This is a genomic window from Brevibacillus centrosporus, assembly GCF_003710815.1.
Taxonomy (GTDB): domain Bacteria; phylum Bacillota; class Bacilli; order Brevibacillales; family Brevibacillaceae; genus Brevibacillus; species Brevibacillus centrosporus.
Genome location: NZ_RHHP01000037.1, coordinates 37,998 through 58,826 on the forward strand (window position 1 = coordinate 37,998; position 20,829 = coordinate 58,826).

Annotated in this window: 19 protein-coding genes and 1 pseudogene; 19 read left to right on the forward strand and 1 reads right to left on the reverse strand. The window is 52.0% G+C overall.

What is annotated here, in order from left to right; translation table 11 throughout:
- Positions 1 to 185 precede the first annotated feature (185 nt).
- The 15 genes from iolD to EDM55_RS24410 all read left to right on the forward strand — a co-directional run bounded on the left by iolD (position 186) and on the right by EDM55_RS24410 (position 17,655).
- Positions 186 to 2,054 (forward strand): 3D-(3,5/4)-trihydroxycyclohexane-1,2-dione acylhydrolase (decyclizing), encoded by a 1,869-nt coding sequence (iolD, locus tag EDM55_RS24340; protein WP_122961582.1) that lies wholly within the window; start codon positions 186 to 188, stop codon positions 2,052 to 2,054.
- Positions 2,055 to 2,105: 51 nt separating this feature from the next.
- Positions 2,106 to 3,113, forward strand: coding sequence for an inositol 2-dehydrogenase (gene iolG, locus EDM55_RS24345; protein WP_092267269.1), 1,008 nt, complete (start codon positions 2,106 to 2,108; stop codon positions 3,111 to 3,113).
- A 14-nt stretch (positions 3,114 to 3,127) separates the two neighbouring features.
- Positions 3,128 to 4,027: a myo-inosose-2 dehydratase gene (gene iolE, locus EDM55_RS24350; RefSeq protein WP_122961583.1), complete on the forward strand. Its 900-nt coding sequence runs from the start codon at positions 3,128 to 3,130 to the stop codon at positions 4,025 to 4,027.
- A 32-nt stretch (positions 4,028 to 4,059) separates the two neighbouring features.
- Positions 4,060 to 4,869: a 5-deoxy-glucuronate isomerase gene (iolB, locus tag EDM55_RS24355; protein ID WP_092267266.1), complete on the forward strand. Its 810-nt coding sequence runs from the start codon at positions 4,060 to 4,062 to the stop codon at positions 4,867 to 4,869.
- 4 nt (positions 4,870 to 4,873) lie between these two features.
- Positions 4,874 to 5,875, forward strand: a complete 1,002-nt coding sequence (iolC, locus tag EDM55_RS24360; RefSeq protein WP_092267264.1) for a 5-dehydro-2-deoxygluconokinase — start codon at positions 4,874 to 4,876, stop codon at positions 5,873 to 5,875.
- A gap of 49 nt (positions 5,876 to 5,924) precedes the next feature.
- Positions 5,925 to 7,385 (forward strand): CoA-acylating methylmalonate-semialdehyde dehydrogenase, encoded by a 1,461-nt coding sequence (locus EDM55_RS24365; RefSeq protein ID WP_092267262.1) that lies wholly within the window; start codon positions 5,925 to 5,927, stop codon positions 7,383 to 7,385.
- 14 nt (positions 7,386 to 7,399) lie between these two features.
- On the forward strand, positions 7,400 to 8,278 hold the full coding sequence (fba, locus tag EDM55_RS24370; protein ID WP_122961584.1) for a class II fructose-1,6-bisphosphate aldolase: 879 nt from the start codon (positions 7,400 to 7,402) through the stop codon (positions 8,276 to 8,278).
- 153 nt (positions 8,279 to 8,431) lie between these two features.
- Positions 8,432 to 9,922 (forward strand): sugar ABC transporter ATP-binding protein, encoded by a 1,491-nt coding sequence (locus EDM55_RS24375; RefSeq protein ID WP_092267259.1) that lies wholly within the window; start codon positions 8,432 to 8,434, stop codon positions 9,920 to 9,922.
- Between the two features lies 1 nt (position 9,923).
- Positions 9,924 to 10,922, forward strand: a complete 999-nt coding sequence (locus EDM55_RS24380; protein WP_092267257.1) for an ABC transporter permease — start codon at positions 9,924 to 9,926, stop codon at positions 10,920 to 10,922.
- Positions 10,923 to 10,956: 34 nt separating this feature from the next.
- Positions 10,957 to 11,994 (forward strand): inositol 2-dehydrogenase, encoded by a 1,038-nt coding sequence (gene iolG, locus EDM55_RS24385; protein ID WP_122961585.1) that lies wholly within the window; start codon positions 10,957 to 10,959, stop codon positions 11,992 to 11,994.
- A gap of 70 nt (positions 11,995 to 12,064) precedes the next feature.
- Positions 12,065 to 13,063: a sugar ABC transporter substrate-binding protein gene (locus tag EDM55_RS24390; RefSeq protein WP_122961586.1), complete on the forward strand. Its 999-nt coding sequence runs from the start codon at positions 12,065 to 12,067 to the stop codon at positions 13,061 to 13,063.
- Between the two features lie 177 nt (positions 13,064 to 13,240).
- On the forward strand, positions 13,241 to 14,260 hold the full coding sequence (locus tag EDM55_RS24395) for a LacI family DNA-binding transcriptional regulator (RefSeq protein WP_122961587.1): 1,020 nt from the start codon (positions 13,241 to 13,243) through the stop codon (positions 14,258 to 14,260).
- 6 nt (positions 14,261 to 14,266) lie between these two features.
- Positions 14,267 to 15,436, forward strand: coding sequence for an MFS transporter (locus EDM55_RS24400; RefSeq protein WP_122961588.1), 1,170 nt, complete (start codon positions 14,267 to 14,269; stop codon positions 15,434 to 15,436).
- 229 nt (positions 15,437 to 15,665) lie between these two features.
- Complete coding sequence (locus tag EDM55_RS24405) at positions 15,666 to 16,496, forward strand: sugar phosphate isomerase/epimerase family protein (RefSeq protein ID WP_122961589.1); 831 nt, start codon at positions 15,666 to 15,668, stop codon at positions 16,494 to 16,496.
- A gap of 10 nt (positions 16,497 to 16,506) precedes the next feature.
- On the forward strand, positions 16,507 to 17,655 hold the full coding sequence (locus EDM55_RS24410) for a Gfo/Idh/MocA family protein (RefSeq protein ID WP_246070838.1): 1,149 nt from the start codon (positions 16,507 to 16,509) through the stop codon (positions 17,653 to 17,655).
- A gap of 79 nt (positions 17,656 to 17,734) precedes the next feature.
- Here EDM55_RS24410 and EDM55_RS24415 read toward each other — a convergent pair whose 3' ends face one another.
- Complete coding sequence (locus tag EDM55_RS24415; protein WP_246070837.1) at positions 17,735 to 18,166, reverse strand: SDR family oxidoreductase; 432 nt, start codon at positions 18,164 to 18,166, stop codon at positions 17,735 to 17,737.
- 150 nt (positions 18,167 to 18,316) lie between these two features.
- Between EDM55_RS24415 and EDM55_RS24420 the strand changes: the two are divergent.
- The 4 genes and pseudogenes from EDM55_RS24420 to EDM55_RS24435 form a co-directional block, all read left to right on the forward strand.
- Positions 18,317 to 18,502, forward strand: a pseudogene (locus EDM55_RS24420) (response regulator transcription factor); the annotation flags it as partial.
- 27 nt (positions 18,503 to 18,529) lie between these two features.
- Positions 18,530 to 18,823: a DUF4180 domain-containing protein gene (locus tag EDM55_RS24425; protein ID WP_122961590.1), complete on the forward strand. Its 294-nt coding sequence runs from the start codon at positions 18,530 to 18,532 to the stop codon at positions 18,821 to 18,823.
- A 119-nt stretch (positions 18,824 to 18,942) separates the two neighbouring features.
- Positions 18,943 to 20,043 carry an IS200/IS605 family element RNA-guided endonuclease TnpB gene (gene tnpB, locus EDM55_RS24430; protein ID WP_174769261.1) on the forward strand — a complete coding sequence of 367 codons (1,101 nt, stop codon included), beginning with the start codon at positions 18,943 to 18,945 and terminating at the stop codon, positions 20,041 to 20,043.
- Positions 20,044 to 20,255: 212 nt separating this feature from the next.
- Positions 20,256 to 20,729 (forward strand): GNAT family N-acetyltransferase, encoded by a 474-nt coding sequence (locus EDM55_RS24435; protein ID WP_122961591.1) that lies wholly within the window; start codon positions 20,256 to 20,258, stop codon positions 20,727 to 20,729.
- The last annotated feature ends 100 nt before the right edge of the window (positions 20,730 to 20,829 follow it).

Consider the following 20,829-nt stretch of genomic DNA (forward strand, 5'->3'; position numbering starts at 1 on the left):
GGGGAAAGGTGGGAGGGCAGAAGTGAGAAAGTCTCTCCCACCAAAGTGTGCTGCTGCCTGGTGATGAATAAATAAAATGTTAAAAATTATTAGAATTTTGTAGCATTTAATAGGGGCTCCTTGTATAATTCTGTTTAGTAAAGCGCTTAACTTAACTTTAGCCTAAAACGAAGGAGGTAAGGAGCTTGCGTACGATCCGCTTAACCTTAGCACAAGCCTTACTGAAGTTTTTAGACAATCAGTACGTCGAAATAGATGGGAAAGAAATCAAGTTCGTCAAAGGCGTGATGGGCATCTTTGGGCACGGCAACGTTACCGGCATAGGTCAGGCTCTGGAGCAGGACAAAGACGGTCTGCCCTTCATTCAGGGAAAGAATGAGCAGGGGATGGTGCATGCAGCTGCTGCCTTTGCCAAGCAAAAGAATCGGCTGCAAATCTTCGCGTGCACGACATCGATTGGACCGGGGGCTTTAAATATGGTGACGGCAGCAGCGACAGCGACGGTGAACCGCATTCCAGTGCTGCTTTTGCCGGGGGATATTTTCGCCAGCCGCCAGCCTGATCCCGTGCTGCAGCAAATCGAAATTCCCGGGGACTACACCCTATCGGCTAATGACGCTTTTCGGCCCGTCAGTAAATATTGGGATCGGATCAGTCGTCCTGAGCAGCTGATGACGGCAGCGGTAAATGCGATGAGAGTGCTGACGGACCCCGTAGAAACGGGTGCGGTGACGCTGTGCCTGCCGCAGGATGTCCAGGCGGAAGCGTACGATTATCCGGCTTCCTTTTTTAGAAAGCGCATCCATCTGATCGAGCGCCGCGAGCTGACGGACAGTACAAAAGCACGTGCGCTGGAGCTGATTTTGCGAAAGGAAAAGCCACTGCTCGTAGTGGGCGGCGGTGTCCACTATTCGCTGGCGACCCAGGATGTGATTGCGTTTGCAGAAGCCTTTCAGATCCCGGTGGTGGAGACACAGGCTGGCAAGAGCGCCGTTCCTTGGGATCATCCGTTGAATCTGGGGGCCATCGGGGTAACTGGCAGTTTGGCAGCCAATCGGGTCGCAAAGGAAGCGGACTTGATCATCGGGGTCGGTACGCGATTCAGCGATTTTACGACGGCTTCCAAGTATGCTTTTCAGCACGAGGAAGTCGAGTTTCTGGCGATAAACGTAAGTCCGATCGATGCGATCAAGCTCGATGCGACGGCCGTTTTGGCGGATGCGAAGAAAGCGCTTAACTCCCTGCAAGCGGAGCTGACGCAAAAAGAGTACAAATCCAGTTATGAGGATGCACAAATACAGGCTCTGCGCAAGGAATGGGAGGAGGAAGTCGATCGGCTGTACAGCGAGGAGCGCTCGGAAGGTCTCTCCCAGACGCGCGTGCTGGGAGAAATCAATCGCGCGCTGGGGGAGGGCGATGTGATCGTTTGTGCTGCAGGGAGCTTGCCAGGGGATCTTCATCGATTGTGGAGAAGCAAGCTGCCGAGGACGTATCACATGGAGTACGGCTTTTCCTGCATGGGGTATGAAGTAGCAGGAGCGCTCGGCATCAAGCTCGCAAATCCCGAACAGGAGGTATACGCCCTGGTAGGCGATGGCAGCTTCGTGATGCTGCATTCAGAGCTTTTGACCAGCATACAGGAAGGCCAAAAAATCAACGTGCTGCTCTTCGACAATCACGGATTCCAGTGCATCCACAACCTGCAGAGAGAAAACGGCAGCGAAGGTTTCGGCAACGAGTTCCGCAAGCGTTCGGCTGAGACAGGGCGATTGAACGGTGATTTCCTCTCCATCGACTTTGCCGCTTATGCGGGAGCGCTCGGAGTGAAAACGTATCGGGCAAGCACGCTTGCGGAGCTGCAGGAAGCGCTAAAAGCCGTGAAAAAAGAAAAAGGCTCCACGCTGATCGATATCAAGGTTCTGCCGGGGACCAACACACATGGGTACGAATCGTGGTGGCAGGTAGGGGTGGCAGAAGTCTCTACGAGCGAAAAAGTGCAAAGGGCTTACGCCGAGATGCAGAGTAAGATCGATCAAGTGAAGGGCAGGATGTAATTTTTTTGTTGATAAAGTAAGCGCTTAACCTAAACAACGGAGGTACTCACTATGAGAAAAGTGCGAATCGGAATCATCGGAGCTGGCCGGATCGGGAAGCTGCATGCGGAAAATCTGGTGCGAAACGGCCAGGTACAAATCGCAGGGATCGCGGACCCGTTTGCCGCTCAAATGGAGGAATGGGCGGCGAAGCTCGGTATTTCCAAAGTGATCTCGGAGCCGCTCGAGCTGATACAGGATCCCGAGGTAGACGCGATATTTATTTGTTCACCTACCACTACGCATGCGCAGCTCATCATAGAGGCAGCAAAAGCAAAGAAGCATATTTTCTGCGAAAAGCCCGTCAGCTTTGATCCAGAGCAGACACGAGAAGCGCTGCGCGTAGTAGAGGCCGCGGGCGTGAAGTTCCAAACCGGCTTTAATCGGCGATTTGACCGTAATTTCAAGCATGTCGCCCAGGCCATTCGCGCAGGGAAGATCGGGGATACGCACATCGTTAAAATCACGTCACGCGACCCTGACGCACCACCGAAACCATACATTCTCCATTCGGGCGGATTGTTCATGGACATGAGCATCCACGATTTTGACATGGCTCGTTACCTGACAGGGGCAGAGGTAGAAGAGGTGTACGTGCAGGGAGCGGTGCTGGTTGATCCAGTTTTCGAGGAATGCGGAGATATCGATACGGCACTCGTGACATTGAAATTCAGCAATGGCGCACTCGGGGTCATCGACAACAGCCGCCGCGCCGTCTATGGCTACGACCAGCGCGTAGAAGTGTTTGGCTCGGGTGGCGCGATCTCGGTTCAAAATGAATTCCCCAACTCGGCAGAGCTGATGACGAGCGAAGGAATCTACCGGGATAAGCCTCACTATTTCTTTTTGGACCGGTACAACCAAGCCTATGTAGAAGAAACAAACGAGTTTATCGAATGCATTCTCGAAGACAAACCTGTGGCGGTAAACGGATACGACGGGCTTGCGGCGGAGCTGATCGCCAGGGCATGCGACAAATCCTATCGCGAGAGACGTCCAGTGAAGCTTTCGGAGCTGTGAGAGGGAGAGATAGGATGAGCCACGAGTATCCATTTCAATTGGGGATTTCTGCGATCAACTGGGTAAACGAGGATGTATGGACGGTCGGCGATCACTACACGGGAGAGCAGGTTCTCGCGGATATGCAGAGGCTCGGCTTTCACGGGACGGAGAACTGCCGGAAGTTCCCGAAAGACACCAAAGCTCTGCAGGAAGTTTTGCGGGCTTACGATATGCGCTTAACCAGTCAGTGGAAGTCAATCTTGTTTACAGACCCGCGCGTACGCGAGCAGGAAATGCAGGCATTTCGTGCCCATGTGGATTTTCTGGAGGAGATGGGCTGCAAGCATGTGGTTGTTTGCGAGATTACCAATTCCTTTCAGGATTATCGCAAAGCCACGTCTGTCCAGGTAGAGCCGCTCACCGAGGAAGAGTGGGGGCATCTGGTGGAGGGATTGAATCAGGCAGGCGCCTATAGCCACTCCAAAGGGCTGCAGCTCGTCTACCACTACCACGCAGGTACGGTGGTCGAAGGACCGAGAGAAATAGAGAAGCTGCTAAAGCTCACAGATCCTCTGCTGGTCGGTCTGCTCTATGATACCGGTCACGCCTATTATGGAGGCGAAGATCCACTCGAGCTGTTGCAGACGCATTTTGACCGCATCGCCTACATGCACATCAAAAGCGTTCGCCAAGAAGTTCTCGACTGGAAAAGAGAAAACAACATTTCCTTTACGGAAGCGGTCGTGAAAGGCCTGTTCACCGTACCCGGCGATGGCTGCATCGATTTTGCCCCGATCTTTCGGGAAATCCGGGATCGTCACTACCAGGGCTGGATCATCCTCGAAGCTGAGCAGGACCCGACGCTGGCAGACCCTGTCATCTATGCAGAAAGGGCAAAAACGTATATTGCGTCCACTTGGGGAAATTTGTAAGAGAGCATGAATCAGGAAGGGAGATGATTCGGATGGATTTGCGTGTACCGAGCAGAAGAGAGCCATGTGAAGACGGGAATGTCCTCTGCGTTACGCCGCAAAGCGCGGGCTGGACGTATGTCGGATTTGAGGTCTATACACTTGAAGCAGGGCAAGAGCTGCGCGCGGATACGGAGGGCATGGAGGTTTGTCTCGTCCTTTTGGCAGGGGTGGCTACGGTACAGACCAGCAAAGAAGCCTTTGTGGGGATCGGCAAGCGGAAGAGTGTATTTGAAAAAACGCCGCCCTTTTCCGTGTACGTTCCAGCCTTTGATCAGTACTCCGTTTTGGCGGAAACAAAGCTGGAGGTAGCCGTTTGCAAAGCGCCGGGAAAAGGAAGGTACCCTGCACGCCTGATTACTCCTGAGGAGGTAGGCGTCGAGGTGCGTGGGTACGGCAACATCGAAAGGCTCGTGCACAACATATTACCGGAACAAAAGGACGCGGATAGTCTCCTGGTCGTAGAAGTGTTTACCCCGGACGGGCACTGGTCCAGCTATCCGCCCCACAAGCATGACGAGGACAACTTGCCGCATGAGTCCTACCTGGAAGAAACCTATTATCATCGCATTGAGCCTGCCCAGGGCTTTGCCATACAGCGCGTCTATTCGGATGATCGCACGTTGGATGAAACGATTGTCTTGCAGGATGGTGACGCTGTCCTCGTGCCCAGAGGGTATCATCCCTGCTCGGCCCCTCCAGGCTATCAGCTCTATTATTTGAATGTAATGGCTGGACCTGTGCGAACCTGGAAGTTTCACAATGATGCAGACCATGAATGGCTCATGCAGAAAAGGGGATAAGACGATGAATCCAATTCTGTTTGACAGGACAAAAGCCAAGGATTTTGCTGCGATCGGCAGACTTTGCATCGACTTGAATGCCAACGAGTTCAACCGACCGATGGAAGAGACGAGGTCCTTTACCAAATACGTCGGTGGTTCTCCGGCCAATATCGCGATCGGGATGAGCCGGCTTGGGCAAAAGACGGGCTTTATCGGCAAAGTCGCCAATGACCAGATGGGCCGCTACATACAGGGCTATCTCGAGGAAAATCAAATCGATACGAGCAGCATCGTCGTGGATCAGACTGGTGCGATGACGGGGCTTGCCTTTACGGAGATCAAAAGCCCGACCGACTGCAGTATTCTTATGTACCGCGACAACGTAGCCGATTTGCTGCTGCAGCCAAGTGAGGTCAACGAGGAGTACATCAAGCAATTCAAGGTTCTGCTGATTTCAGGAACGGCACTGGCAAAAAGCCCGTCGCGGGAAGCCGTGTTCATCGCCTTGGAATACGCCCGCAAGCATAACGTCATTGTCGTGTTTGACATCGACTATCGTCCCTACACGTGGGCATCACCGGAGGAAACGGCGATTTACTACAATCTGGCTGCCGAAAAATGCGACGTCATCATTGGGACCCGGGAAGAGTTCGACAGGATGGAGTGCTTCGAGCAAAATCTAGAGCGGGACGATCGGATTACCGCGCAAAAATGGTTTGGCTATCATGCGAAAATCGTCGTCATCAAGCACGGGAAGGAAGGCTCGATTGCCTATACCCGGGACGCCTCTTACAAAGGAAAAGCGTACCCATCCAAAGTGCTCAAAACATTCGGAGCGGGAGATTCCTACGCTGCTGGCTTTATTTACGGCTTGCTGCAAGGCTGGGAGATCGATCGCTGCATGTCCTTCGGCGGTGCTGCCGCATCGATCGTAATTTCTAGGCACAGCTGCTCGGAGGCCATGCCGACTGTGCAGGAAATCACGGACTATATCGACCAATGTGAAAAGGGTATAATTGTTTGATTCATCAAAGAATTGCGAGGCAATAGGGAAAGGGAGAGGAGCTTGCTGTATGTCTGAGACCAACGTTCAAACCCTTAAAAATTTTATCGGGGGAGTCTGGGTAGAGTCCAGCTCCACCACATTTGCACCTGTATACAACCCGGCTACAGAAGAGATACTGGCCCATGTTCCGTTGTCCGATGCGGCAGATCTTGAGCTGGCTGTCCAAAATTCGCGGGAAGCCTTCAAAGTGTGGAGCAAGGTAGCGGTGCCGCGCCGCGCCCGCATTTTGTTCCGCTATCAGCAGCTTTTGGTGGAGAAATGGGAAGAGCTGGCCAAGCTGATTACGCTTGAAAACGGCAAGAGCTATACAGAGGCGTACGGAGAGGTGCAGAGGGGGATCGAGTGTGTCGAATTCGCCGCTGGTGCGCCGACCTTGATGATGGGCAAACAACTGCCAGACATCGCGACCAACATCGAGTCAGGCATGTTCCGTTACCCGATTGGGGTAGTAGGTGGGATTACGCCGTTCAATTTTCCGATGATGGTGCCGTGTTGGATGTTCCCATTAGCGATTGCATGCGGCAATACGTTTATCCTGAAGCCTTCTGAACGCACCCCTCTTTTGGCGAATCGACTGGCGGAGCTGATGCAGGAAGCGGGCCTTCCTGACGGTGTTCTCAATATCGTCCACGGTGCGCACGAAGTCGTAAACGGCCTTTTGGAACACAAGGATGTCAAAGCGATTTCCTTTGTCGGCTCGCAGCCTGTTGCCGAGTATGTCTATCGCAGCGGTGCAGCTCATGGCAAGCGTGTTCAAGCTTTGGCGGGTGCGAAAAACCATTCGATCGTCATGCCGGATGCCGATATCGAAAATGCGGTTCAGCAAATCATCGGAGCGGCTTTCGGTTCAGCAGGCGAGCGTTGCATGGCGTGCTCGGTCGTCGTAGCGGTCGGAGAAATTGGCGATGAGCTGGTCCAAAAGCTCGTGGAAGCAGCCAACAATCTGACCATTGGAAATGGATTGGACCCGAACACTTTCCTGGGACCGGTCATTCGCGGACCACATAAAGAGCGCACGGTCACATACATCGAAACGGGAGAAAAAGAGGGCGCGATTTTGCTGCGCGACGGACGCCGTGATCCGGAAGCAGAGGGAAAAGGCTATTTTGTCGGGCCCACCATTTTTGATAGAGTCTCCACGGAGATGAAGATTTGGCAGGATGAGATCTTCGCACCAGTACTATCAATCGCGCGGGTGAACACATTGGAGGAAGCGATCGAGCTGGCGAATCAATCCGATTTTGCCAACGGCGCCTGCCTCTATACGGACAGCGCCAAAGCGATTCGGGAATTCCGCGAAAATATGGATGCCGGGATGCTGGGTGTGAACGTAGGAGTACCTGCTCCGATGGCATTCTTCCCGTTCTCAGGCTGGAAAAAATCCTTCTATGGCGATCTGCATGCCAACGGCGCTGACGGCGTTGAGTTCTATACGCGCAAGAAAATGATTACTTCTCGATTTTTGTAAAGGGAGCGATCCTTTTGGCACTTGAATCCATGAAGCAGATGCTGAGCCATGCCCTTGAGCATCGCTATGCTGTCGGTCAGTTCAATGTGAACAATCTGGAATTTACCCAGGCTATTCTACTAGCCGCTCAGGAAGAGCAGTCTCCCGTCATTCTCGGCGTGAGTGAGAGCTACATCTCATATCTGGGCGGGTATACACTGGTTGTCGCGATGGTAAAAGCACTGATGGAAGAATACGAGATTGCCGTTCCGGTAGCGCTGCATCTGGATCACGGTTCCTCTTTTGAAGCATGCCAAAAAGCGATCAAAGCCGGCTTTACCTCTGTCATGATCGATGGGTCGCATCATCCGCTTGACGAGAATATTGCCATGACGGGGCGAGTGGCAGCACTCGCTCACGAGCATGGCGTTACGGTAGAGGCCGAGCTTGGGCGCATTAGCGGACGGGAAGATGACCTGGTCGTCGAGGAAGCGGAAGCGATGTATGCCATTGTGGACGAGTGCGTAAGACTGGTGAGAGAGACGTCTGTAGATTTTTTGGCTCCTGCCTTGGGCTCCGTGCACGGTCCATATAAAGCGAAGCCCAAGCTGGGATTTGAGCGCATGCAAGAGATTCAGGAGCGTACTGGGGTTCCACTCGTTTTACACGGGGGAACAGGCATACCGAACGCGGATATTCAAAAAGCGATCCTGCTCGGTACCGCTAAAATCAATGTGAACACGGAAAACCAGATGGCCTGCACGACAGCCGTGAGAGAGTACCTTAAGGCCAATCCGAGTGAATGGGATCCACGCCGCTACCTCGGACCTGGCAGAGATGCTGTGAGGGAAAGCGTAAAGAGAAAGATGAGGGAATTTGGCAGCATAAATAGAGTAAGCAGGGAAAATAGGTAAGGAGAAATTTATCGGAAAATTAGAAAAAAACGCTTTCTTTTTCGTCCGGGCGTAAATATAATCGGTAATAAGGTGGTTAAGCGCTTTCATTGACAAAAATGGAATCAATTAGGTGGACAAACGATCCATTGCCATGCAAGGGGGGATAAAGAAGTGAGTCTTCTTGAACTTCGCCATATACAGAAGGGATTCTCCGGCATTCCCGTCTTGAAAAACGTCAGCCTGGATATCGAGCCTGGCGAGGTGCACGTCCTGCTAGGGGAAAATGGGGCGGGAAAGTCGACCCTGATCAAGATCATGACGGGAGCGTATTCCAAGGACGAAGGGGAGATCTATTGGGAAAATCAAAGGATCGAGATCCAAAGTCCCGTTGATGCGATGAACCTGGGGATCGCCACGATCTATCAGGAGCTGAATCTGATCCCACAGCTGTCTGTTTACGAAAATATTTTCCTGGGACGTGAAATCAGGAAAGGTCCGCCATTCCGATTCCTTGATCATCAGGAAATGAAAAGGAAAGCAAAGGAATATTTGCAAAGGCTCGGACAAGACATTTCAGTCGAGGAGCTGGTGTGCAATCTCGGTATCGGCAAGCAGCAGCTGGTTGAAATTGCGAAAGCGTTTACCATAAACGCGAAAATGATCATTCTCGATGAGCCGACGTCCAGCCTAAGTGCGAGTGAGGCAGCCCAGCTTCTGGAGACCATCATGGAGCTTCGCAAGCAAGGGATTGCCATCGTGTATATCTCTCATCGACTGGAGGAGCTGAAGCAGATTGGCGACCGCATCACGATCTTGCGCGACGGCGCCAAGATTGCCACACTTCCTGTGAAAGAAACCAGTACCGATGAAATGATCCAGTACATGGTAGGGCGCAATCTGGACCAGAAGTACCCAAAGGAACAGTTCCAGCTGGGGGCAGAGGGCTTTCGCGTCGAAGGAATCTGCTTGCAGGGCTCGGAAAAGGAAGTCAGCTTTGCAGCTTATCAGGGGCAAATACTAGGGATTGCCGGTCTGGTAGGCGCTGGTAGAACGGAGATTGCTCGTGGCATATTCGGAGTCGATCAGGTGAAATCAGGAAAGGTGTACGTGGAAGGGAAAGAAGTTCGGATCCAATCACCACAGGATGCGATCGCAGCGGGGCTCGCGTTTATTACCGAAGATCGCAAGGCAGAAGGGCTGATTCTCGATCAGACGCTCGAATTCAATATGACGATCGCCAGCCTGAAAAACTTTCGGAAAGGCTCCCTCCTTCAACTGGAGCAGCTGACGCAAATTGCCAAGGAGTACATAACCGAGCTTCAGGTCAAGCCCGGAGATGTGCAGAAGCATGCGAGGAAGCTGAGCGGCGGCAATCAGCAAAAGGTCGTCATAGCGAAGTGGCTGTCTACCCACGCGAAAGTTTTTATCTTTGATGAGCCGACTCGCGGCATCGATGTAGGGGCAAAAGTCGAGGTGTATCGCCTGCTGAATACGCTGGTGAAAAACGGGGCGATCGTGATCGTGATCTCCTCGGAGCTGCCGGAAATTCTAGGGATATGCGACCGGATCCTCGTCATGCATGAAGGGCAAATAACAGCGGACATTTTGCGTGATCACGCCACCCAGGAAGGGATCATGAAGGCTGCTACAGGAGGGATGTAACATGTCAGAAATCGCGCTACAGGAAAAGGAAGAGGAGCTGAAGCGAAAAGGGACGCTGAAAAAGCTCTCCAGCAAGTTTGGACCTCTGATCGGACTGTTTCTTTTATGTGCCATTTTATCTATCCTCTCGGAAAATTTTGCGACCGTCAATAATTTAATGAACGTAGCTCGTCAATCCTCGATCAACGCCATCCTGGCCCTGGGCATGCTGCTGCCGATCCTGACCTCCGGGATTGACCTGTCTGTCGGCTCCATACTAGGCATCTCCATCATGATCATGGGCGTTTTTGCCGTCAAAATGAAGCTGGGAGCGATCGTCGGCATTCTCGTTTGTATCGGTGTCGGGCTTCTGTGCGGATGGTTGAATGGGATTCTGTTGACCAAGCTGAAGCTGCCGCATCCGTTTATTTCGACGCTCGGGATGATGAACGTGGCTCGGGGGATCGCGCTGATCGTCACAGCGGCGGCACCTATCTCTGGATTTCCTGTTGCCGTGCAGTTTGTAGGGAACGAATTTGTCGGCCCTATCCCGGTCAGCTTTCTGCTCGTGCTCGTCCTGTACATCGGCTTTCATTACTTCCTGACCAAAACGGCAACAGGCCGCTACATCTATGCGATCGGTGGTAACAAGGAAGCGGCGAGGCTGTCAGGAATCAATGTCAACAAAGTCCTGGTATTGGTCTACTCGATCAGCGGACTGATGGCAGGGATAGCGGGGCTGGTGCTGGTAGGTCGTGTGAACTCCGCTTTTCCACTCGCAGGTCTGGGTTATGAGCTGGACGCGATCGCGGCGTGCATCATTGGTGGAGCGAGCTTCTTCGGTGGAGTCGGTACCGTTTGGGGAACGCTGATCGGTGCTCTCATTATCGCCGTGCTTCGTAATGGGCTAAATTTACTGAATGTTCCGGCTGATTTTCAAATGACGGTCATCGGTATCGTGATTATCGCAGCTGTTTACGTGGATGTTCTGCGTCAAAGGGGAGCCAAGAAGAACAAATAAACGAATACTCCAGGCAGGCGAGGGGGAAAAAGACGTGAAGGAAAAAATCCGTTGTGCCGTACTGGGGCTGGGCAGATTGGGATACTGGCACGCAGAAAATCTGGCGGCGAAAGTAAAAGGGGCAAAGCTGGCTTCAGTCGTCGATCCACTAGCAGGGCAGGCAGAAAAGGTCGCGAGGGAGCTCGGGGTCGCTGCCTTTAGCCAATTTCCTGAGGAAGTCATGGCAGATCCTGCGATTGACGCGGTGATCATCGCGACCCCTACCAGCACGCACGCCGAGATGATCAAGCTGGCGGCCACGCATGGAAAGCATATTTTCGTAGAAAAACCGATTACGTCCCGTCTGGATTTGGCTGACGAATTGATCGAGGTTATTGAAAGGCAAGGCGTGCATTGCATGGTCGGCTTCATGCGACGATTCGACCCCGCGTATGCAGAGGCAAAGAGAAGGATTTTTGCAGGAGACATTGGCAAGCCCATCTACTACAAGGGCATCTCCAGGGATCCTGGCTCACCGCCTGCGGAATTTATCCGGCACAGCGGCGGCATTTTTCTGGACTTGTCGATCCACGATTACGACATCGCCCGATTCTTGCTGGATGCGGAAGTGGAGAGTGTGTCTGCGCACGGTCGGATTCTCCTTCATGATTTCATGCAGGAATTCGGCGATGTGGATCAAGCGATCACGTACCTCACATTTGATTCGGGAGCAGCTGGTGACATCGAAGCGAGCCGCAACGCCAGCTACGGCTACGACATTCGCGGAGAAGTAGTCGGAACAGAAGGCACTTTGATGATCGGCTCGCACAAGTACCATGATGTGCACATTCTCAATGCGCAGGGCAAGACGCACAGTATCGTTCCCGCCTTTCCACAGCGTTTTCGTGAATCGTATTTGCTGGAAATGGAGCATTTTATTGAGAGTCTTCGCAAAGGGCAGAAGCCTTCCGTTACACAGCAGGATGGCAGGGCGGCGCTTGCTATCGCCATTGCTGCCAGACAATCGTTTGAAGCAGGTGCAGCTGTGTCATTACATACTCCTACCAAACCTGAGGACAGCTCCGTTGTGTAACTAGGTTAAGCGCTATCCCTAACAGCGGGTAGCATTTAATAGCTTACAAAATAAGAGGGGGAAAGCTTTAATGAAAAAGCTGGCTGTACATTCTATCATTTTGTGTACGTTAATGGCAGTTGTGGCAGGGTGCGGAGGAAACGCGGCTCCAACCAACCAACCGAAGCAGGAAGCTGCACCACAGGCAGCAGCGCCGGACAGCGGTCAAAAGCCAAAAGTGACTGTCGTTCTGAAGACCTTGAGCAGTCAATACTGGAAGTACGTAGAGGCAGGCGCGAAAAAAGCATTCGAGGATCTCGGGGTGGACGGCAAGGTCATCGGTCCGGCAGCCGAATCACAAGTCATGGAGCAGATCAACATGATGGAGGATGCACTCAACCAAAAACCGCAAGCCTTGGTTGTGTCTCCGTCCCAGCCTGATACCGCGATCCCTGTGTTTGACAAATACAAGGCAGCGAATATTCCCGTTCTGCTCGTCGATACGGACGCGAACTGGGATGGAAAAGCGACCTTCATCGGAACGGATAACTACACAGCAGGCAAGCTTGGCGGGGAGGAGCTGGCCAAGCAGCTGACGAAGGGCGACAAAGTGGCTTTGATTGCAGGTGCTCTGGGTAACAATGCGACAGATGATCGGATCAAAGGGGCGAAAGAGGCGCTGATCGCTGCTGGCATGAACGTGGTTGCAGAGCAGCCAGCTGACAGTGACAAGGAAAAGGCGATGTCTGTCATGGAGAATATTCTCCAAACAAACCCGGATGTGAAAGGCTTGTTTTCCGCCAACGATGACATGGCGCTGGGAGCTCTCCGTGCGATCGAAGCAAAAGGTGCAGCTGTAAAAATCATCGGTACCGACGGAAACATCGATGCGCTCGAGCAGGTCATTGCAGGAAAGCTGTTCGGCTCGGTAGCCCAAAGCCCGTATGACATGGGATACAAAGGCGTTGAGAACGCCGTGAAGATGATCAAAGGCGAGCAAATCGAAAAACGCATCGACTCGGGTGCAGAATTTATTGGGAAAGATAATGCGCAAAAGAAAATCGAGTTCCTGAACGGTCTTTCCAAATAGAAAACAGAGGGAGGGTAAGAGTATCGATTAACTCTTACCCTGTTTTTTTACAGAGCAGCTAAAGCTGGCGATTGCCCGTCAATCAGGGGGCCATGGTGGAGCTTTTCGTGCCTTGCACGGTTAAGCGCTTAATGTATAATGAATTAAGTGAAATTTATGAAAATGGGATGTGTTTTTATGAAACCGACGATATACGATGTGGCACGGGAAGCGCAGGTTTCCATAGCAACCGTCTCCAAAGTAATCAATGACTCAGGGCGGATCAGCGACAAAACCAAGCAGCGTGTCATTGCCATCATGGAGAAAATGAAATACCAGCCTAGCGTTGTCGCATCAGCTCTGACCGGTAAGCAGACGTTTACCATCGGTTTGTTCATTCCGGATTTGGCGAACCCATTTTTTGCGGAGATCGCCCGCTATGTCGAGGATCGGGCTCAGGAGAACGGCTTTAGTGTCGTGATGTGCAGTACCGATCACAATATCGAAAAGGAATCCAAGTACATTGAGCTGCTGCGTCAGAAGCGGGTGGACGGCTTTATTTTGGCATCTGGATTTATCAATGATGAAATTTTAAAGGAATTGATTGAAGAAAAGTTTCCGGTCGTCATGGTGGCGCAGGATTTTCCGACACGCACGATGGACAGTGTATCGACGGATGACTTTTTTGGCGGATATATCGTAGGAAAGCACTTGCTTGAGCTGGGACATAAATCGATCGGGGTTCTGGCTGAAAACTGGAAAGCGGGTACCTTGGAGCTGCGATGGAGCAGTATCGAACGGCTACGGGGCATACGCCAGGCGATGGCGGAGGCACAGGTTCCCTTTCACGAAGAGCATCTCGTGATTTGCGATTCCTCCGTCGAGTCCGGTCGAGCGTCCAGCGCGAAGTTTTTTGAAGGCAAAAGCGGTCCCACCGCCATTTTTGCGACGAACGATGTCCTGGCCATCGGTGTGGTGCAGGCGGCCAGAGAGCACAAAAAGAAGCTGCCGGAAGATGTGTCCATCGTGGGGTTTGATAATACGCTGCTGTCCACCATTGTGGATCCGCGACTGACAACTGTGGCCCATCCGATGGCAGAGATGGCTCGCAATGCAATGGAGCTGCTGTTGAATCGGATGCAGGATAAAGATCGGATGAGCAGCCGCATCATTTTGCCACCGGAATTGATCAAACGCGACTCTACCCGGCCGCTATAGCAAGAAATGGAAAAGCACAAGCAGAGGCTGTTTCTGTGGGTGGCGTTTCTCTTCTGGTTCTCTTTGTTTTTGTATGTGCCCATACTGCCTGCTTATCTCGATACCATGCAGGCGTCCTATAGCTTTATGGGCATTGTTTTGGGCAGCTATGGCTTGATGCAGGTGATCGTACGTTTGCCGCTCGGGATTCTCTCTGATTATCTGCGGATTCGGCGGCCATTCCTGACGTTTGGAATGCTTGCTCTGCTCATCAGCAGTGCTGGATTTGCCCTCACCGAGCAGCTGGAATGGACGCTGCTTTTTCGTGCTCTCTCCGGGGTTACTGCGTCTACTTGGGTGATTTTCACGGTTATGTATGCGAGCTATTATCAAGGCAAAAGCGCGCAGGCGATGAGCAATCTGCAGCTGGTGACCGTAACGGCGCAGCTGTGCGGGATGAGTCTGAGCGCTCTGTTGGTGGATCAATGGGGGATCAAGAGTCCGTTTTGGTTCTCAGCTCTTCTCGGGGCGGCTGGGGTGCTTCTGACGCTTTTCATCCGTGATGGGAAGGAACAGGGAGGTACGCAAACTTCCATGCGATTGGCGGATATTTCGATAGTGGTCAAAGAACCGCTGCTTCTGAAGGCATCCGTTCTATCGATTTTCGCCCATATGGTGCTGTTTGCCACGATGTTCGGATTTACCCCTGCCTACGCACAGAGCTTGGGAGGAACGGAGAGGGAGCTGACCTATCTCGTCTTGTCCTTTATGATCCCGCATGCGCTGGCTGCGTTCTTGTCGGTCAGAGTGCTGGCGGTGCGGCTGGGGGAGTGGAGGACGCTGCTGGTTGGCTTTATCGGGAGCGGACTTTTCACGTTTCTGATTCCTTTTCTTGAACGGATCGAGTGGCTTTGTCTGACACAAGCTTTGAATGGCTTTGCTTTGGGGCTGACCTTTCCTTTGCTGTCCGCAATGTCCATCCAAAACGTAGCGCACGGTCAGCGGGCAACGGCTATGGGCTTTTACCAAGCTGTTTACGCGGTGGGGATGTTTGTTGGGCCTCTTACTGCAGGAGTGATCAGCAATTCGCTCGGTCTCTCGAGTGGGTTCGTACTGGCGGCGGGCATTAGTGTACTGGGAGCGGCTCTTACGCTGGTCTTTCAAAAAACGAAGAAGAATCTGGCACAAAAAGCTTGAGTATTGGCTGTGACGTCAAATACTGGGCTTTTTTGTATGGGCTGGTTCAAGAAAATATGTTGAATAATTAAGAATAGTAAAATAACATTAGAGATAGATAAGGAAAGCGGTTACCCTACACACGTCACGACATTCGGCCTCAAATTTTATTTATATTTGGTTAACCGATTACCCTGTTCTTCTTATGATCATCTGGTCGACGAATCCATGAGAAAAGAGGTTCTGCCTAATGATGAGACTTGGACTGAATGGACAAAGTACGCGCGCCCCACTGGAAATGGATTTGCAGGTCGCAGAAGAAGCGGGATTTCATTACTACGAGGTCCCGTTTGCCAAATTAAAAGAATACGAACAAGCCCATTCCTTGGGGGAGCTGAGGGCTTATTTTGACCGCAGTCCGTTAGAGCCTTATTCCCTCAATGCGCTGACGATGTTTTCCTTTCTCTCGGAAAAAGAAGAGGAGCAGATGCTGGAGACGCTCCACGAAATGGGAAGAATGGCGCGAGCCCTCCGAATTCCATATCTGGTCATTTGCCCAAGTACAAATGTTCCCGGAGTCAGCCGGCAGCAGATTCACGAGGAGACAGTTCGGGTGCTGTGCAGGATGTCGGAGGTAGCGGCGAAGTACCAGCTAGGTCTGGCCCTGGAGTTTCTCGGCTTTCAAAATTGTACGGTAAACGAGCTGGCTCAAGCCTATGAAATCGTGAAGGAGGTAGACAGAGAGAACGTCGGTCTTTCTGTGGATACCTTTCATTTTTATGAATGCTCGCGGCTGGAGGATTTGAGAGGAGTCGATAAAGAAAAAATCTTTCTCTTCCATATCAATGATGCTGACGATGTGCCGAAGGATCAGCTTACGGATGCAGACCGCGTATTGCCTGGGCTCGGAGTCATCGGGCTTGCAGCGTTTATTGAGACGCTCTTGGCAACGGGGTATGACAAAATAGCCAGTGTGGAGTTGTTTCGCGAAGAGTATTATGCGTGGGAGCCGTTGGAGCTGGCGATCAAAGCGAGGGCGGCGACGGAAGCCGTGCTAAGACAAATGCATTCACCAAAATAGGGGGCGGCAGATGATGAGACAGGCAGGGAAGAAAACCGTGCGTGTGGGCATGGTGGGCTACAGGTTCATGGGGAAGGTGCATAGCAATGCGTACCGGGGCGTGCCCTTTTTCTTTGATACGGAGGTTGTTCCGATCCTGCAAGGAATTGCGGGAAGGGATGAAGACGCAGTCAAGCGCGAGGCACAGATACTGGGCTTTGCTACGTATGAAACCGATTGGCGAAGACTGATCGAGCGTGACGACATCGACGTGATCGACATCGTGACTCCTAATCACATGCATGCGGATATCGCGATCGCGGCCGCAGAGGCAGGCAAGCACGTCATTAGTGAGAAGCCGCTGGCGATGACGACAGAGCAGGGCAGGCAGATGCTTGATGCCGTACAAAAAGCAGGGGTCGTGCACATGGTGTGCCATAACTACCGATTCGCTCCTGCTGTTCAATTTGCCAAAAAGCTGATCGAGGAAGGGAGAATCGGACAAATCCGTCACATTCGCGCGCAGTACATACAGGATTGGTTGATGGATCCGAATACCCCCCTTACCTGGCGTCTGCAAAAGGACGTGACAGGCACAGGCACGCTGGGAGATATCGGCTCCCACATTATTGACTTAGCGCGGTTCCTGGTCGGAGAATTCAGCGAAGTCGTAGGGATGTGGGATATGATTGTAAAGCAGCGGCCACTCGGGGAAAACAGCACGGAGATGGGCGAGGTCACCGTTGATGATGCATGCTCCTTCCTTGCCCGTTTCCATAACGGAGCGATGGGCGTTTTCGAAGCTACCCGATTTGCCGGGGGAAACCGCGCTGGCAACCGTTTTGAAATAAACGGGGAGAAGGGCTCGATCCGCTGGGATTTGGAGAACATGAACAGCCTGCAGGTTTATTTTCAGGATGATGAGCCCGCCTTGCAAGGCTTCCGGACGATTCACTGCACAGGAGAGCACCATCCCTACACGAGCGCTTACTGGCCAACGGGTCACAGCATCGGCTATGAGCATACGTTTATCAACCTGATGGTCAACTTCATGCAAGGGATTTCGACAGGCGTCAGTCCTAGTCCGAGCTTCGAGGACGGCCTGCGCAATCAATACGTATTAGAGGCAGTGGAGCAGTCGATCCTGTCGAGGCAGTGGGCGTCAGTGCAGTCCATGTGATCAGGGAGGGACGATGGATGACGGGCATGATGGCGTGCGCTTTCCGTAGCGTGGCGATCATGCCCGTTTCCTTTTCGACTTAGCTCGTCAATCCGCCATCGACCGGAATAATCGCGCCATTCATGTAGCTGGCTTCATCAGAGGCCAGGAATCGGACGACATTGGCGATCTCATCCGGGGAAGCCGGGCGGCGGGCAGGTCCGTTCTGCTCGGGATTGATCATGTCCATCCCTTTGGTCATATTCGTCACGACACCTCCAGGACAGATGGCATTGATTCGGATGCCTTTCGGGCCATACTCAACTGCTGCCGTACGCGTCAAGCCGACTACGCCATGCTTGCTCGCAGCATAGACGCCGAGATGAGGGCACCTCTCGATTCCGGCAGCCGAGGAGGTATTGACGATGAACCGGATTGCTGCTGCTCCATGACCTTGAGCACGTGCTTGAGTCCGAGAAGCCCTCGTATCCTTTGCTTGCGACGTCCAAACAGATGTTGCGGTAGACGCCAAAGCCGCCGAGATAGATCAAAAAGCTGCGAGGCTTGCCCTTTGTCGCCGGTGTACCATGAATCGGCTCTGGGATAGAGGGTGGTGTCGGCATTACATCCACCATCCAGACCTTGCTTGTTGTACCGATCTGCTAAGGTCCAGTTGCAGGTACTGAGCAAAAGGGAACTGGAGGTTATGCGCAGAATAGCTTGGGGTGAAAATACAATGGAGATGGCGGACTCGATGAGCATCAGTGAGTTTACAGTGAAGCAGTACATCAAATCGGCCATCAAGAAGCTGGGTGCGCAAAACCGCTCGCACGCGATCGGGGAAATGTATCGCAGAGGGTGGATCTAGGCAAGCCAGCACAGGGAGGAGCCTTCCATGGAAATCAGAGTCGATCAAAGAAACGACTCAAAGGTAGCAGTCGTGGTGAGTGAGGAGATGGTGATCCAAAATGTTCAAGATGCGCTGGACTTGATGGTGAGCGTCCAGTACAACGAGGGCTGCGATAAGATCATTTTAAAAAAGGAACAGATTGTGGACGACTTCTTCGAGCTCAAGACGAAGCTGGCTGGGGAAATCCTGCAAAAATATACGAACTACCAGGTAAAGCTGGCGATCGTAGGAGAGTTTGGCAGCTATAACAGCAAAAGCTTACACGACTTTATTATCTAGCCGTGAAGATTCCCTCTTCAGCGAAGCCAGGGGGAGATGAATGCTTTTTGTCGTGCATGAATGCGAACAAGTGTGCTATCATGAAGGGGAATCTTTCCAAATCGGAGGTGACGCTTCTCGTGTTGCACCACAAAGCCTTTCGTTTTCGCATCTTTCCTACTTTGGAGCAAGCCGTACTCATTCAAAAGATGTTGGGATGCTCTCGCTTTGTCTTCAACCATTTCTTAGCAAAGTGGCAAGAGACTTATGAAGAAACGGAAAAAGGCTTATCCTATAACACCTGTGCCACTCAATTGCCTGCGTTAAAACAAACCTTTGGTTGGCTGAAAGAAGTGGATAGCATCGCGTTGCAGTCTTCCGTGAGACACGTAGCCGATGCCTTTGATCGTTTCTTTCGGAAGCTAAACAATCTACCACGCTTCAAAAGTCGGAAAAACCCTGTGCAGTCGTACACGACGAAATATACAAACGGCAACATTGCCATTGATGGTAACCAACTCAAGTTGCCGAAACTTGGATGGATCCGTTTTGCCAAATCCCGCGACATAGAAGGACGTATCCTTTCAGCTACCGTTAGACGCAACGGGACGGGCAAATTCTTTGTCTCCATCCTCTGTGAAGTGGACATCCAAAGCCTTCCGCAAATCAACAATGCGATCGGTATTGATCTCGGCATCAAATCGTTTGCGGTGTGCTCCAACGGTGAAGTCATTGCCAATCCGAAGCCCCTACGAAAATATGAGAAGCAACTAGCTCGTTGGCAACGCATCTTGTCTCGCCGTAAACCAGGAGGCTCAAACTGGCATCGTGCTAAACAAAAGGTTGCGAAGATTCACGAAAAAATAGCCAACTGCATAGAGGACTTCCTGCACCAAACCACGACGAAGTGGATTCGTGAAAACCAAACAATCTGCCTCGAAGATTTGCAAGTGGAGAATCTCTTGAAAAACCACAAACTTGCGAAGTCGATCTCGGAAGTTTCCTGGGCGAAGTGTCGCACATTTTTGGAATACAAAGCGAAGTGGAATGGAAGAACCATTAGCGTCGTTTCAAAAAACTATCCATCAAGTCAGTTGTGTTCGGCATGTGGACACCGTAATCCTGATGTCAAAAACCTGTCGTTACGGGAATGGAGTTGTCCTGTCTGTGGGTTACATCATGATCGGGACCACAACGCCAGTATCAACATCAAGCACGAAGGATTACGTTTGGTGGGGTAACCTACCTCAACTGTCGGGATGGCAGGGATCGCTTGCTCAAGAAGAGGTGAATACGCCTCTGTTCGCAAGAATCCCCCACCTCAACGCTACAAACGTAGGTGGTGGGAGCATTCAATTACGAGAGCAAGAAAGGAAAGCGCTTCTGGTTTCTACCGACGGAAACAGAAGCCCTGGACGCTTTGCATGGGGTCAAGTAGGAGAGGGAGACTGGAATGAACATTCGACTGGTGCCGGTGACGAGAGAGAACTGGCTCGCGGCTATCGCTTTGCAAGTAAGCGAGGATCAAAAGGATTTTGTCCCGGCGGTGGCAGTGTCACTCGCGAAGGTATCCATCAAACCGGATGGGGACAGTGTGGTGTATCTGCCCTTTGCGATCTATCACGGGGAGCAGCTGGTAGGCTTCATCATGCATGCATTTGTTGAAGAAACAACCGATATGTACTGGATCAACGGCTTTCTCATCGACGCTGCCCACCAGGGGAAAGGGTACGGAAAAGCAGCGATGCTCGAGATGATTGCGTACATCACCAAACGCTTCTCCCAGTGCCAGGAGGTAAGGCTAACGGTTTATCCGCATAATGCTGCCGCCTTGCAGCTGTACCGTCGTCTGGGATTTGTGGAGACTGGTGAGCAATATGACGGCGAGCTGGTCATGCGAAAAACGCTTGCCCAGGAAAAGTGCTAGATTCGTTCGATCCATGCAAAGGAGCCACTTTCTCAAAAAGAGAGTGGCTCCTTTCTTTTACAGTAAGAATTTATAGGATTCTTAGCCAGTATAAGTGCAA

Excerpts from the sequence above, each read along its gene's own strand:
- EDM55_RS24400 (WP_122961588.1), top strand. The coding sequence starts at position 14,267 with ATGGAAAAGCACAAGCAGAGGCTGTTTCTGTGGGTGGCGTTTCTCTTC.
- iolB (WP_092267266.1), top strand. The coding sequence starts at position 4,060 with ATGGATTTGCGTGTACCGAGCAGAAGAGAGCCATGTGAAGACGGGAAT.
- iolE (WP_122961583.1), top strand. The coding sequence starts at position 3,128 with ATGAGCCACGAGTATCCATTTCAATTGGGGATTTCTGCGATCAACTGG.
- EDM55_RS24380 (WP_092267257.1), top strand. The coding sequence starts at position 9,924 with ATGTCAGAAATCGCGCTACAGGAAAAGGAAGAGGAGCTGAAGCGAAAA.
- EDM55_RS24425 (WP_122961590.1), top strand. The coding sequence starts at position 18,530 with ATGGAAATCAGAGTCGATCAAAGAAACGACTCAAAGGTAGCAGTCGTG.
- EDM55_RS24390 (WP_122961586.1), top strand. The coding sequence starts at position 12,065 with ATGAAAAAGCTGGCTGTACATTCTATCATTTTGTGTACGTTAATGGCA.
- EDM55_RS24435 (WP_122961591.1), top strand. The coding sequence starts at position 20,256 with ATGAACATTCGACTGGTGCCGGTGACGAGAGAGAACTGGCTCGCGGCT.
- EDM55_RS24395 (WP_122961587.1), top strand. The coding sequence starts at position 13,241 with ATGAAACCGACGATATACGATGTGGCACGGGAAGCGCAGGTTTCCATA.
- iolG (WP_092267269.1), top strand. The coding sequence starts at position 2,106 with ATGAGAAAAGTGCGAATCGGAATCATCGGAGCTGGCCGGATCGGGAAG.
- EDM55_RS24410 (WP_246070838.1), top strand. The coding sequence starts at position 16,507 with ATGATGAGACAGGCAGGGAAGAAAACCGTGCGTGTGGGCATGGTGGGC.
- EDM55_RS24365 (WP_092267262.1), top strand. The coding sequence starts at position 5,925 with ATGTCTGAGACCAACGTTCAAACCCTTAAAAATTTTATCGGGGGAGTC.
- iolC (WP_092267264.1), top strand. The coding sequence starts at position 4,874 with ATGAATCCAATTCTGTTTGACAGGACAAAAGCCAAGGATTTTGCTGCG.
- EDM55_RS24405 (WP_122961589.1), top strand. The coding sequence starts at position 15,666 with ATGATGAGACTTGGACTGAATGGACAAAGTACGCGCGCCCCACTGGAA.